The organism is Nocardia xishanensis NBRC 101358 (genome assembly GCF_001613365.1).
GTDB lineage: Bacteria > Actinomycetota > Actinomycetes > Mycobacteriales > Mycobacteriaceae > Nocardia > Nocardia xishanensis.
Genome location: NZ_BDCF01000027.1, coordinates 1 through 12,524 on the forward strand (window position 1 = coordinate 1; position 12,524 = coordinate 12,524).

The 12,524-nt window shown below is 67.8% G+C and carries 9 protein-coding genes, 2 tRNA genes and 1 pseudogene; 3 read left to right on the forward strand and 9 right to left on the reverse strand.

From position 1 onward, the window contains the following. Both NX1_RS21235 and NX1_RS21240 read right to left on the reverse strand, forming a co-directional pair. A pseudogene (locus NX1_RS21235) lies at positions 1-255 on the reverse strand (transglycosylase SLT domain-containing protein); the annotation flags it as partial. A gap of 705 nt (positions 256-960) precedes the next feature. Continuing rightward, positions 961-1,033: transfer RNA gene (locus tag NX1_RS21240), tRNA-Lys, on the reverse strand. Between the two features lie 316 nt (positions 1,034-1,349). Between NX1_RS21240 and NX1_RS21245 the strand changes: the two genes are divergently transcribed. Further along, entirely contained in the window at positions 1,350-2,564 is a 1,215-nt protein-coding gene (locus tag NX1_RS21245; RefSeq protein WP_068062308.1) for a L,D-transpeptidase, read from the forward strand. A gap of 63 nt (positions 2,565-2,627) precedes the next feature. Here the strand turns inward: NX1_RS21245 and NX1_RS21250 are convergent, their stop codons facing one another. The 3 genes from NX1_RS21250 to orn all read right to left on the reverse strand — a co-directional run bounded on the left by NX1_RS21250 (position 2,628) and on the right by orn (position 4,162). Then, complete coding sequence (locus NX1_RS21250) at positions 2,628-2,927, reverse strand: hypothetical protein (protein ID WP_157119920.1); 300 nt, start codon at positions 2,925-2,927, stop codon at positions 2,628-2,630. Positions 2,928-3,380: 453 nt separating this feature from the next. Continuing rightward, positions 3,381-3,456 (reverse strand) — tRNA-His (locus NX1_RS21255). A gap of 55 nt (positions 3,457-3,511) precedes the next feature. Beyond that, on the reverse strand, positions 3,512-4,162 hold the full coding sequence (gene orn, locus NX1_RS21260) for an oligoribonuclease (protein WP_068062313.1): 651 nt from the start codon (positions 4,160-4,162) through the stop codon (positions 3,512-3,514). Positions 4,163-4,433: 271 nt separating this feature from the next. On the opposite strand from orn, the gene NX1_RS21265 reads away from it, so the two are divergent. Next, positions 4,434-6,152, forward strand: coding sequence for a helicase HerA-like domain-containing protein (locus NX1_RS21265; protein WP_068062316.1), 1,719 nt, complete (start codon positions 4,434-4,436; stop codon positions 6,150-6,152). Between the two features lie 441 nt (positions 6,153-6,593). Here NX1_RS21265 and cmrA read toward each other — a convergent pair whose 3' ends face one another. The 3 genes from cmrA to NX1_RS21280 all read right to left on the reverse strand — a co-directional run bounded on the left by cmrA (position 6,594) and on the right by NX1_RS21280 (position 10,107). Beyond that, a complete protein-coding gene (gene cmrA, locus NX1_RS21270; protein WP_068062319.1) occupies positions 6,594-7,397 on the reverse strand; it encodes a mycolate reductase in 804 nt (267 codons plus the stop codon). A gap of 22 nt (positions 7,398-7,419) precedes the next feature. Next, positions 7,420-9,450 carry an NADPH-dependent 2,4-dienoyl-CoA reductase gene (locus NX1_RS21275; protein WP_068062326.1) on the reverse strand — a complete coding sequence of 677 codons (2,031 nt, stop codon included), beginning with the start codon at positions 9,448-9,450 and terminating at the stop codon, positions 7,420-7,422. Between the two features lie 99 nt (positions 9,451-9,549). After that, the gene (locus tag NX1_RS21280; RefSeq protein WP_068062328.1) at positions 9,550-10,107 is read right to left on the reverse strand and encodes a PadR family transcriptional regulator; all 558 of its coding nucleotides are present in this window, start codon (positions 10,105-10,107) and stop codon (positions 9,550-9,552) included. Between the two features lie 123 nt (positions 10,108-10,230). Here NX1_RS21280 and NX1_RS21285 point away from each other — a divergent pair, with 123 nt between their 5' ends. Next, a complete protein-coding gene (locus NX1_RS21285; RefSeq protein WP_068062330.1) occupies positions 10,231-11,553 on the forward strand; it encodes an MFS transporter in 1,323 nt (440 codons plus the stop codon). Here the strand turns inward: NX1_RS21285 and NX1_RS21290 are convergent. Continuing rightward, positions 11,550-12,488, reverse strand: a complete 939-nt coding sequence (locus tag NX1_RS21290) for a hypothetical protein (protein ID WP_157119921.1) — start codon at positions 12,486-12,488, stop codon at positions 11,550-11,552. The two genes, NX1_RS21285 and NX1_RS21290, sit on opposite strands and share 4 nt — an antisense overlap. Positions 12,489-12,524 lie beyond the last annotated feature (36 nt).

Sequence of the window (12,524 nt, forward strand, 5' to 3'; positions counted from 1 at the left end):
CAGCGGCATGGCTTCCGGCGCGGGAGCCGGGGCCAGGGCCGGGGCCGGGATGACCTCGGGCATGGGGGCGGGGACCGGGGCGGCAGCGGGCTGCTGCTCGGCGACCATGGCGACGCGTGCCGGAACGCTGTCATCGGCCACCGACACCGCCGACGAAGCGGCGACGGCCACGATGCCGGCCGCGGCCACGGCGAAGGTCAGGCCCTCGCGGAGGGTGGTGCTGCGGCGCAGGGTGGAAAGGCGGCTGTGAGGCATTTCTGAGTTCCTTGTTAGGGGACAGGGGGGTCCGGCCGCACTCGGGCAGCGCGGATCCGGCGGCGGACGCTCGTGGTGTTCGCCGAGAAAAAGTCGGTGTGCTGTTGTGGATTTGGTTGTGGAGGACACTCCGGTCCTCGGAACGCGACGAGCTGTGCGGGTACCGGGCGGATCGGCCCGGGCCGCGGCGTCGCGCGGAACTCCACGGTGCGTGGAGCGATAAGCGGAAGGTTCGCGATCGGGGTCTGTTGCGGCTTCACATCCGGGGGCCCGGGGAACCTACATCAGGTCCGTGCGGCCGTTTTCCGAATGCGTGTAAACAACACCTCGGTCTAACCAAACCTCAGGTCTCTTTGCGACCTGATTGCAGAATGGTCACGGAAGGTTAACGGAAGGTGAACGAGAGCTGAATGGCAGAAGCTGTCGATCTTGGAATGCGCGGCGCACCGTTACCTAAACGCGATGTATGCAGGGAGTTTGCCGTTAAACGTGTTGTGCCCTAGGTCACAAAATTGATGTTGTGACGTGGGTCTTATCTGGGTTTATCGCCCTGACTGGGGCCGGTTTCGGGCCTTGGTAACGGCTCGGATCACGGCGTCGTTACCTTCGCGAGACCACCCGCCGAACAGCGTTTGGACACTGTTCGGACAAGAAAAGACCGTGCCCTTGCCCAAACGTAGCTGGGACTAGGCACGGCCTGTACTGTGCGCCATCAGGGACTCGAACCCCGAACCCGCTGATTAAGAGTCAGCTGCTCTGCCAATTGAGCTAATGGCGCCTGCTCCGTGTTCCGGTGCGGGACAAACATTAACAGGCCGGACCCGAAGAAGTGAAATCGCCTGGTGAGGGGCGGTTTCTTGGAGTCGACGGCAGGTGTTAACACCGGGCCCTTCAAACCTGATCTATCCGGTGGAACTCGGCACCTGTCGCGATGGTGTTCGCGTTGGATCGGTTTCGGATGGACTGGCAGAATGGCAGGACGTGGTCTCGACCGATCCCGCCGACGCGGTGGGTTGAGCTTCTGTAGTCGGTTGGATCCGAAGCCATCGGCGCATGTCTGGACGCGCGCGCCGGGACTTGAAACGGGGTTGAATATGAGCATTGGTCGAGGTCGGTGGCGTTCGATACGAAGACTCGGTGCACCTTTGGTAGCGCTCGCCGTGATCGCATCGGTATCGACAGGATGCTCATCGTCATCCGGTAGCGCGGACGCGGCGGTCGCCATCGACCGTAACCCGATCACCGAATTGATCAAGCCGAAGCTGCTCGCTCCCGTCAAGGACGGTGACAAGGGTGTGTCGCCCGGCATGCCGATGACCTTCAAGGTCGACGACGGCAAGTTCACGAATGTGACGTTGGTCAATCAGCAGGGCAACCCGGTCGAGGGCAAGCTGGCCGCCGACGGCCGGACCTGGGAGACCGCCGAGGTGCTCGGTTACGGCAAGACCTACCGGCTCACCGCCGACGCGATCGGTCTCGGCGGCGCCAACACCACCACGATGAGCTTCACCACCAGTTCGCCGAACAACCAAACCAAGCCGTACTTGATCCCCGGGGAGGGGGAAGTCGTCGGCATCGGCCAGCCGGTGGCGATCCAGTTCGACGAGAACATTCCGGATCGCAAGGCGGCGCAGGACGCGATCAAGATCACCGCGAACCCGCCGGTCGAGGGCGCGTTCTACTGGGTGAACAACCGCGAAGTCCGTTGGCGGCCAGAACATTTCTGGGCGCCGGGCACCCGGGTCGACATCCAGGTGAACGTCTACGGCAAGAACCTCGGCAACGGGCTGTTCGGCCAGGACAACCTGACCTCGCACTTCGTCGTCGGCGATGCGGTGATCTTCACCGCTGACGACAACACCCACCAGGTGGTCGTCGAGCAGAACGGGCAGGTGGTCCGCACCATGCCGACCTCGATGGGCAAGGACAGCACGCCCACCGACAACGGCATCTACATCGTCGCCGACAAGCACGAGAAGATCATCATGGACTCCTCGACCTACGGCGTCGCGGTGAACTCCTCGGACGGTTACCGCACGCCGGTCGACTTCGCGACCCGAATCTCCTACAGCGGCATCTTCTTCCACTCGGCTCCGTGGTCGGTTGGCGCGCAGGGTTACTCGAACACCAGCCACGGCTGCCTGAACCTGAGCCCCGCGAACGCGCAGTGGGTGTTCAACTTCGCCAAGCGCGGTGACATCACGATCGTCAAGAACACCGTGGGCGGCACGCTGTCCGGCACGGACGGACTCGGCGACTGGAACATCCCGTGGTCGGAGTGGAAGGCGGGTAACGCGGACGTCGGCTAGCGCCGCGACCATAAGTGGCGGCAAAAAGGCCCCCGGCGCTTGCCGGGGGCCTTTTTCGTCGAGCTACGGGATGTTCGGTCCCGGGGTGCCCGCGCAGGTGAGGTTGGCGTTCATCGCGCTGCCCACCGCCGCGCAGATCAGCGGGCCGCCGAAGATGATCTGCTCCAGCGCGGAGCCGGAGCCGGTGGTGGTCGCGCCGCCCGAAGATCCGGTGCTGGACGAGGATCCGCTGGTGATGCCCGCGGAACCGGAATCGGCGGGCAGGTCGATCGGAGTCGCCTCGCGCGCCGCCGATGCGGTGCCTGTGGACCCGCTGAGCAGGGTGGCGCCGACAAGGGCTGCGAGAACGGCGGAACGCTTCACGGAGTGCTTTTCTTTCTCCTCGACCGGGTGGTGCCACGGCGGCATACCCCTGAGCGCGCAGTTTACGACCGCTCGGGGAGATGCGGGACACATTTGGAAGTATCTGTGTTTCAGAACGCATTCCGTGCGCGGCGGCCGTAGTCGTTCCCCGGGTCGGTTCGGTCCGTCACTGTGACCGATGGCCTCGTCTGCCCTGCGATCTCGGGGCAATCCCAGGGGTCGGCTGGGAGAGAGATCGTTCGTTGGCGCGGCATCTGGCGGGTCGGAATGGGCGGCTCGGGCTGAACATCCACCGCGTCCTGGACGGGGCCGGGCGTTTGCCGACGGATCGAGCGTTCGCCGATGGGGCGTTGATCCGCCGCGATGCCCCGGCGACCGGCCTAGAGCACGGGATCAGGCTCACTGCCCTGGAAAAGCGAAATGCGCGAGCCCATCGGACTCGCGCATTTCGCGTGGGGTGAGTGACGGGACTCGAACCCGCGACAGCCAGGATCACAACCTGGTGCTCTACCAACTGAACTACACTCACCATCGCCGGTGAATTACCGGCGCGCTAGATACTAGCGTGCCGCACCCGCGATTCCCTAATCGGCTTCCAACATGCCGTTTCGCGGCGCCGCGGCCGCGGACTTGGCGCCGCCGCTGAGCTGGGCGGCGACCGCGGCGATCTCCGTGGTGGACGGGCCGGGCGGCGCGACGAACGCGGTGCGCCGGTAGTACTCGAGTTCGCGGATGGATTCCTTGATGTCGGCGAGGGCGCGGTGGGTGAGACCCTTCTCCGGCTGACCGAAGTAGATGCGGGGATACCAGCGGCGGCACAGCTCCTTGATGGAGCTCACGTCGATCATCCGGTAGTGCAGGTGGCTGTCCAGCGTAGGCATGTCCCGGGCGATGAAGCCGCGATCGGTCGCGATCGAATTGCCCGCCAGCGGAACGGTTCCCGCCGTGGGAGCGTAGGCGCGGATGTAGTCGAGCACCTGCTGCTCGGCCTCGGCGAGGGTGACCGTGGAGCGGCGGACCTCCTCGGTCAGCCCGGAGCGCTCGTGCATGTCGGCGACCACCGGGGGCATCGCGGCCAGCGCCTCGTCATCGGCGTGGATGACGATGTCGACGCCGTCGCCGAGGATGTTGAGGTCGCTGTCGGTCACGAGGGCGGCCACCTCGATCAGCTTGTCGCTGTCGAGACGCAGGCCGGTCATCTCGCAATCCATCCACACCACAAGTTTGTCGGACACTCGGGCAACCTTACTGCCATCGCCGCGCGCATCCTCCGGGAACAAGCGCGTTCGGCTTCCGTGCGCCGACATCATCGCGCCGCGCGCCGCCGGAACGCCGTCGGCGGGGATACAGTTTCGGCAGAGATCGGCCAGGCGTACTTCGCCTTCGCTCCGGCCGTGCGCGGGCTCTCGACCGTCGTACTCGCCCTCGCTCCGGTCACGCGGGCTTCCGGCGAGCTACGTCCGGCTCGCCCAGTGGCGTTTCGGTGCGACAGACGGAGGACGTGCGATGACCACTCCCCAGGAGAAGGCGGCCGCGGCGCGGAAGGCCGCCGACGAGGCGGCGCGGGTGGCGGCGGAGGCGGCGGCCGCCGCGGAAGCCGCCGAGCGCGAGCTGGCCGAGCGGCAAGCGACGACCGCGGGTGAGGCGCCGGATGCCGAGAGCCCCGAGCCCGCCGACGGGACCTCCTCGAAGGGCACTCCGAACGCGACCGCGCAGGAGATCGCCGCGGGCTACGCCGTCGAAGGCGCGGCTCTGGAGCTGGGCGCCGTCGTCGTCGACGGAGTCGTGGATTCCGCTGCGCGCGTTCGGATTCCGATGCGGATGATGAACCGGCACGGCCTGGTCGCCGGCGCCACCGGCACCGGAAAGACCAAGACGTTGCAAGGCATCGCCGAACAGCTCTCGCGCGCGGGCGTTCCGGTGGTCCTCGCCGACATCAAGGGCGACCTGTCCGGTTTGAGCAGGCCGGGCGAGGCCAACGACAAGATCGCCGCACGGGCCCGGGAAACCGGCGCGCCGGACTGGGCGCCCAGCGGCTTCCCGACCGAATTCGTCTCGCTCGGCACCGGCGGGATCGGGGTGCCGATCCGCGCCACCATCACCTCGTTCGGTCCCGTGCTGCTCAGCAAGGTGCTCGATCTCAACGAGACCCAGGAATCGACCCTCGGCCTGATCTTCCACTGGGCCGACCGGCAGGGGCTCGCGCTGCTCGATCTGAAGGACCTGCGCGCGGTCATCACCCACCTCACCAGTCCCGACGGCAAGGAGGACCTGAAAGGCATCGGCGGTGTGTCTGCGCAGACCGCGGGCGTCATCCTGCGGGCGCTGGTCAACCTGGAGGCCGACGGCGGCGACACCTTCTTCGGCGAACCGGAACTCGATCCGGCCGACCTGGTCCGGCTCGCGGACGGCCAAGGCGTGATCACCCTGTTCGAGCTCGGCGCGCAAGCCGCCCGGCCGGTGATGTTCTCCACCTTCCTGATGTGGGTGCTCGCCGATCTGTTCCAGACGCTGCCCGAAGTCGGCGATGTCGACAAGCCCAAGCTGGTGTTTATCTTCGACGAGGCGCACCTGCTGTTCGACAACGCTTCGAAGGCGTTCCTCGACCAGGTCGAGCAGACGGTAAAACTGATCCGCTCAAAGGGCGTCGGCGTGTTCTTCTGCACCCAGTTGCCCACCGACATCCCCAATCCCGTGCTCTCCCAGCTCGGCGCGCGCATCCAGCACGCGCTGCGCGCTTTCACCCCCGACGACCAGAAGGCGCTGTCCAAGACCGTCCGCACCTATCCGAAGACCTCGGTCTACGACCTGGAGAAGGCGTTGACCTCGCTCGGTACCGGCGAGGCCGTGGTGACGGTGCTCTCCGAACAGGGCGCGCCGACACCGGTGGCGTGGACCAGGATTCGGCCGCCGCGTTCGCTGATGGACACCATCGGCGCCGACGCCATCAAGTCCAGCGCCCTGTCCAGCGCGCTCGCCACCGAGTACGGCCAGACCATCGACCGCGAATCCGCTTACGAAATGCTGACCGCCGAACTCGCCGCGGCCGAACCGCACCAACCGGAGGTAGCCCCGGTACCGGGCCGGTCACCCAGCCAGGACGAGGAGTCGGCCGCGGAACGCATCATGAAAAACCCCGCGGTGAAGAGCTTCTTGCGCTCGGCCGCGACCGCCGCGGGCCGCGAGATCAGCCGCAGCCTCTTCGGCACCCGCCGTCGCCGCTGACACTCGAACGGCGCGTTTCCAGCCGCCGAGGCTCCGGCGCGTCAGACGCCCACCTCGCGAGCCATCAAATCCTCGACCGTCTCGCGGCGGACAAGGGTCCGGGCACGGCCGTCGCGGACGGCGACGACGGGTGGGCGGCCGACACAATATCCAGCAGCGTCACAGTGTTCTCCTGGGGTGCGCCCCCGCTTTCTCCACACTGCGGGGCCGATGCCAGTACTACCCCTCCCAGCACCCCGCGGACGCGCCCCTAACGCCTCATTGACGCCCACCGCGCCGTTCCTGACGACCCACTGACACCCGCGTCAACCCAGCTCACACACTTTCCTGGCACCAGTGCGCGGTCTTCGCAGAGGTTCGGTACGCCTCGCAGGGGTTGTACGCCCTGCGAGGTGTGCGAATGGTCTGCGAAGCGCTATGAGGGAGGTGGCGCGGCGTGGGTCAGCCGCCGAGCTTCTTGTAGAAGGCTCCCGCGATGGGGGCGGTGAGGGCGCGCGGCCCGTACTGGCCCGCGACGCTCATGCCCTTGGAGATCAAGCCGGGGACGATGCGCATCTTGTTGCGGGCGAGGGCGTCGAGGGAGACCTTCGCGGTGTACTCCGAGGAGACCCACATGAAGTCGGGGACCATGCGATCGACGATCGAGGCTTCGGACGGGTCGGGCAGTTCGGTGCGGACCGGGCCGGGGGCCAGCAGCGTGACGTGCACACCCGAATCCTTCAGCTCCCCGCGCAGCGATTCGCAGAAGGTGTTGGCGAACGCCTTGCTCGCGGCGTAGGTCGCGTTGTTCGGGATCGGCATGTTGCCCGCGGCCGAGCCGCTGATCAGGATGCCGCCCGCGCCGCGCGCGATCATGCCTGGCAGCACCGCCAGGGTGAGATCGTGCACGGCGACGGCGTTGAGCTCCATCTGGGCGCGCTCGTACTCCATGTCCAGCTCCGCGACCGGCCCGAAGGTCGCGATGCCCGCGTTGTTGCACAGGATCGAGATGTCGCGCGCCGACAGTTCCTCGACGAGCGGGCCGCGCTGCGCGCGGTCGGACAGGTCGACCGCGCGCACTTCGGCGGTGATGCCGTGCGCCAGGGTGAGGCGCTGCGCGAGCTCGTCGAGCAGGTCGCCGCGGCGGGCGACCAGGATCAGCGAATAGCCGCGTCCGGCCAGTTCGGCGGCCAGCGCGGTGCCGATGCCGGAGGAAGCTCCGGTGACGACGGCGCGGTTCTCGGAGGTGGGGGAGGGCAGGCTCACCTGAGCGATGCTAGCGAGGCGGTCAGAGGCGGGCCGCCAGCCGGGTGCCTTGATCGATCGCGCGCTTGGCGTCGAGTTCGGCGGCCAGCTCGGCGCCGCCGATCAGGTGCGGGACGATGCCCGCGGCACGCAGCGGCTCCGCCAGCTCCCGCACCGACTCCTGACCCGCGCAGACCACCACGTTGTCCACCGGAATCAATTGCGGGCGTTCGCGTTTCTCGCCGAAGCTGATGTGCAGGCCGTTGTCGTCGATGCGCTCGTAGTTGACGCCGCCGATCTGCTCGACGCCCTTGGCCTTCAGCGCGGCGCGGTGCACCCAGCCGGAGGTCTTGCCGAGGTCCTTGCCGAACGACGACGACTTGCGTTGCAGCAGTACGACATCGCGGGCGGCGGGCGATGGCTTGGGGGTGGTGAGCTGGCCCGGCGCCTGCTCGTCGTCGGCGTCGACGCCCCATTCCTCTTTCCACTCGTCGAGCTTGAGCGCGGGATGGCCCTCCACGGTGAGGAACTCACTGACGTCGTAACCGATGCCGCCCGCGCCGATCACCGCGACGCGCTTGCCCACCGGCTTCTCCTCGCGCACCAGTTCGGCGTAGGAGAGCACCATCGGGTGGTCGATGCCGGGGATGTCGGGGATGCGCGGCCGCACGCCGGTGGCCAGCACCACCTCGTCGTAGCGGCCCGCGATGAGCTCGTCGGCGGTGACGCGCTTGTTCAGGTGCAGGGTCACCCCGCGCAGCTCGATCATCCGGCGGTAGTACCGGATGGATTCGTCGAACTCCTCCTTGCCCGGGATCCGGCGGGCGATGTCGAACTGGCCGCCGATCTTGTCGTCGGCCTCGAAAAGGTCTACGCGGTGGCCGCGTTCGGCGAGGTTGACCGCCGCGGAGAGCCCGGCCGGGCCCGCGCCGACGACCGCGATGCGCTTGGCGCGCCGCGTCGGTAGCAGCTTCAGCTCTGTCTCGTGGCCCGCGCGCGGGTTGAGCAGGCAGGACACCGTCTTGTGCTGGAACGCGTGGTCGAGGCAGGCCTGGTTGCAGGCGATGCAGGTGTTGATCTCGTCGGCGCGGTCCTGCGCGGCCTTGTTCACCCATTCCGGATCGGTGAGGAACGGGCGCGCCAGCGAAACCAGTTGCGCGTCACCGCGGATCAGGATCTCCTCGGCGATCTCCGGCATGTTGATGCGGTTCGAGGCGCAGACCGGGATGCCGACCTGCTTCGTGATCTTCGCGGTGAACTCCACGAACGCCGCCCTGGGGACTGAGGTGACGATGGTCGGCACCCGCGCCTCGTGCCAGCCGATGTCGGTGTTGATGATGGTGACGCCAGCACGCTCCAGTTCCTTGGCGAGCGTGACGATCTCGTCGAATGTCTGGCCCTTCTCCACCAGCTCGGCCATGGACAGCCGGAACACGATGATGAAGTCCGGCCCGACCGCGGCACGGATCCGGCGCACGATCTCGAGCGGTAGTCTGCGCCGGTTCTCGGCCGAGCCGCCCCACTTGTCGGTGCGCTTGTTCGTGCGCGGCGCGAGGAACTGGTTGATGAAATACCCTTCACCGCCCATGATCTCGCAGCCGTCGTACCCGGCGAACTGGGCCAGCTTCGCGCAGCGCGCGTAGTCGGCGATGGTCTGCTCGATGCCGCGGGCAGACAAGGCGCGCGGCCGGAAAGGGTTGATGGGGGCCTTGATCGAGGACGCGGAGACGCTGCCGGGCCAATAGGAGTAGCGGCCCGCGTGCAGGATCTGGATGGCGATCTTGCCGCCTTCGTCGTGCACCGCCTTGGTGATCCTGCGGTGCCGGTAGGCCTCGGTCTTGTTGGTCAGCTTGGCGCCGAAAGGCAGCAGCCAGCCGGTGCGGTTGGGCGCGTAGCCGCCGGTGATGATCAGCCCGACCCCGCCGCGGGCGCGTTCGGCGAAGTAGGCGGCCAGCTTGTTGGTGTCCCAGGCGCGGTCCTCCAGGCCGGTGTGCATCGACCCCATGACCACTCGGTTGCGCAGGGTGGTGAAGCCGAGGTCGAGCGGCTCGAAGAGGTGGGGGAAGGAGCTCATGCCTGCGCCTCGCTGACGCTCGGCTCCGGCATGTGCTCGGCACGCTGGCGCACGATTCGCTCACTTCGTTCGCTCATGGGTGATGCTGGCCTTTCTCCATCAGGCCGGACGCGGGGCTGACGCGTCCGGTCGCAGTGCTTGCAGTACTTCGTCGCACCATTCGACGAACCCGGACTCGATGCGGATGCCGCCGCGCAGGACCAGGTACTGGTGCAGTGCCGTGCCGGAGAGCTGATCCGGCGCGGCGAAGTCCTTCTTCTCGATGAGCCGGTAGACCTCGAGCCGCTGGGCGTGCTGGTCGCGGTGCCGGACGACCTCGGCGCACAGCGCGTCCAGGTCGCCGTAGGCCGCGCCGCGGATCTTGACCCCGAGTTCGCCGCGTGGCAGGTCGGTGTTGGAGGGTTCGGCGATCCAGCGGGCCAGCTCGGCGCGGCCCGCCTCGTTCACCGAGTAGACCTTCTTGTCCGGCTTGCCCTCTTGCGCCACCGATTCGCTGTCCAGCCAACCGGATTCCTCCATCCGCTTGAGCACACGGTAGATCTGCTGATGGGTCGCGCTCCAGAAGAAGCCGATGGACTTGTCGAACCGGCGCGCCAGCTCGTAGCCCGAACCGGCCCGCTCGGTCAGCGATACCAGCAACGCGTGCTCGAGAGCCATGCCGTCACGGTACTCGTTACAGTCGGTACTATGCAACTGAGTGCATAGCGAGGCGTGGTCTTCGATCGACACGGCGCCTGCTTTCGGCGGACTTCGGCCGGTCGGGCGGGTTACGCTGCGCGCATGACCGAGGTGGACGCGCGCGGCACGATCGGGGACGCCGCCGGGCGCGGGCAGATAGCGGCGTGGGGGTTGTGGGACTGGGGCTCCTCGGCGTTCCACGCCGTGATCCTCACGTTCGTGTTCTCGGTGTATCTCACCGACACGGTCGGCGACGATCTGCCCGGCGGCATCTCGGCCAGCGCCTGGCTCGGCTGGTCGCTCGGAATCGCCGGACTGGTCGTCGCGCTGACGGCGCCGATCAGCGGGCAGTGGTTCGACGCCGCCGCGAAACGCAAACGCTCCCTTGGCGTGTTGAGCGCGCTGACCGTCCTCGCCATGGCCGGGATGTTCTTCGTGCACGACGACTACCACGATCTGTGGCTCGGGCTGACGCTGCTGGCCTTCGGCTCGGCCGCCTTCGAGCTGGCCAACGTGCCGTACAACGCGATGCTGCGTCAGGTCTCGACGCCGGAGACGGTCGGCAGGGTCTCCGGATTCGGCTGGGCGATGGGTTATTTCGGCGGCATCTTCCTGCTGCTGATCTGCTACATCGGTTTCATTTCAGGGAAGGGCGACAACCGGGGATTGTTGGGCATACCGACCGACGACGGGCTCAACATCCGGCTGGTCGCCGTGCTCGCCGCGGTGTGGTTCGCCGGATTCGCGCTGCCGGTGCTGTTCACGGTGCCGGAACTGCCGCGCACCGCCGCCGATCCCGGCGCCGCGAGCGCGGGGTTCTTCGGTTCCTACCGCGTGCTGTGGCGAGATTTGCGCGAGTTGTGGGAGACGGACCGGCACACCGTCTGGTTCCTCTTGGCCAGCGCGATCTTTCGGGACGGACTGGCGGGCGTTTTCACCTTCGGTGCGGTGCTGGCGGTGCGCGTCTATGGCATCGAGGATTCCGATGTGCTGCTGTTCGGCGTCGCCGCGAACGTGGTCGCCGCGCTCGGGGCGATCGTCGCGGGCCGATTCGACGACCGGGTCGGGCCGAAGGCGGTGATCGTGGCGTCGCTGGCCGCCATGCTGGTCTGCGGGCTGGCGCTGCTCGTGGTGTCGGGCCCGCTCATGTTCTGGGTGTTCGGCCTGCTGCTGACGATTTTCGTCGGGCCCGCCCAGGCCTCGGCCCGGTCGTTCCTCGTGAGGTTGGCCCCGCCGGGGCGGGAAGGACAGCTGTTCGGTCTGTACACCACGACCGGCCGGGCCGTATCCTTCCTCGCCCCCTCGCTTTTCGGGCTGTTCGTCTGGGCGTTCGACGCCGACCGCGCGGGGATGGTCGGACTTGCCGTCGTCCTCGCCGCCGGCTTGGCCGTACTGCTCCCGGTGCGCGCGCCCGACGCGCGCTAGTTGATCCGGCCTTCCATGCCGCTGTAGATCTCGGTGGCCTCGGTGAAGCCGCCGCCGATCAGGTCGGCCAGCGCCAGCGCCTCGTCGCACTTGCGCAGCGACAGCCGCGTCCGGTCGTCGCCGCCGGAAAGCGCCTCGGCGTGGGTGGCGAGCCAGTCGCGCGCCGCGGCCGCGTCGCCAGGGCCGACGAATCCGCCTACCGCGTAGTTGGCGGCGATGGTGTCCTCGGTGCGCCAAGCGATCTCGGGGAACAGGGTCGGCAGGTCACCCAGCAGCGGGCCGTTGCCGCCGAAGCCGGTGGGCCAGCCGGTTGCGGCTTCCTCGGCCAGCGCGGTCGGCCAGACGACGCCGCGGTCCATCCAGCCCGGCAGCAGTCGTGCGGCGAATTCGACCAGGCAGAACTGGACGTTGTTGCGTAAGAGGTCGGCGGCGTCGTGCGTTTCGGCGCTGTGCGGGTCGTCCACGGTCGGTTGTCCTGAGCGCAGCGCGAGGGCGGCCTGGCGCAGCAGGCGAATCTTCCAGGCGATATCGATGGCCAGGTCGTCGGCGCCGGGCAGCGTGCCGCTCATATCGGGTTCGGTGCGGGCGGCCAGCGCGGGATCGAGCAGCTCGAGCTGGGCGCGCGCCAGCTCGTCCACCGTGCCGACGGTGCAATCTCGGTACCGCGCGGCGGTTTCCGCGACCTCGGCGGGCGTCTCGGCGGTGATCAGGTACGGCCTGCCCCATACGTACAGCGAGTCGTCGAACTCGTCGCCGGCGGCCTTCATCGCGCCGAGCGCCCACGCCTTGGCCCGGAAACGCACGCGGGCCTGCTCGACCGCGGTGGCGATCAGGTCGTCCAGATCGCCGTCACCGCCTAGCCCCGCCAGGTACGGCAGGATCCGCTCCTCGACGAGCCGCATATCCAAGGCGTGAAAGCTGGTGTCGTAACCCATGTTCGGCACACTACCGGCGCGGCGAAGTCCCTCGTC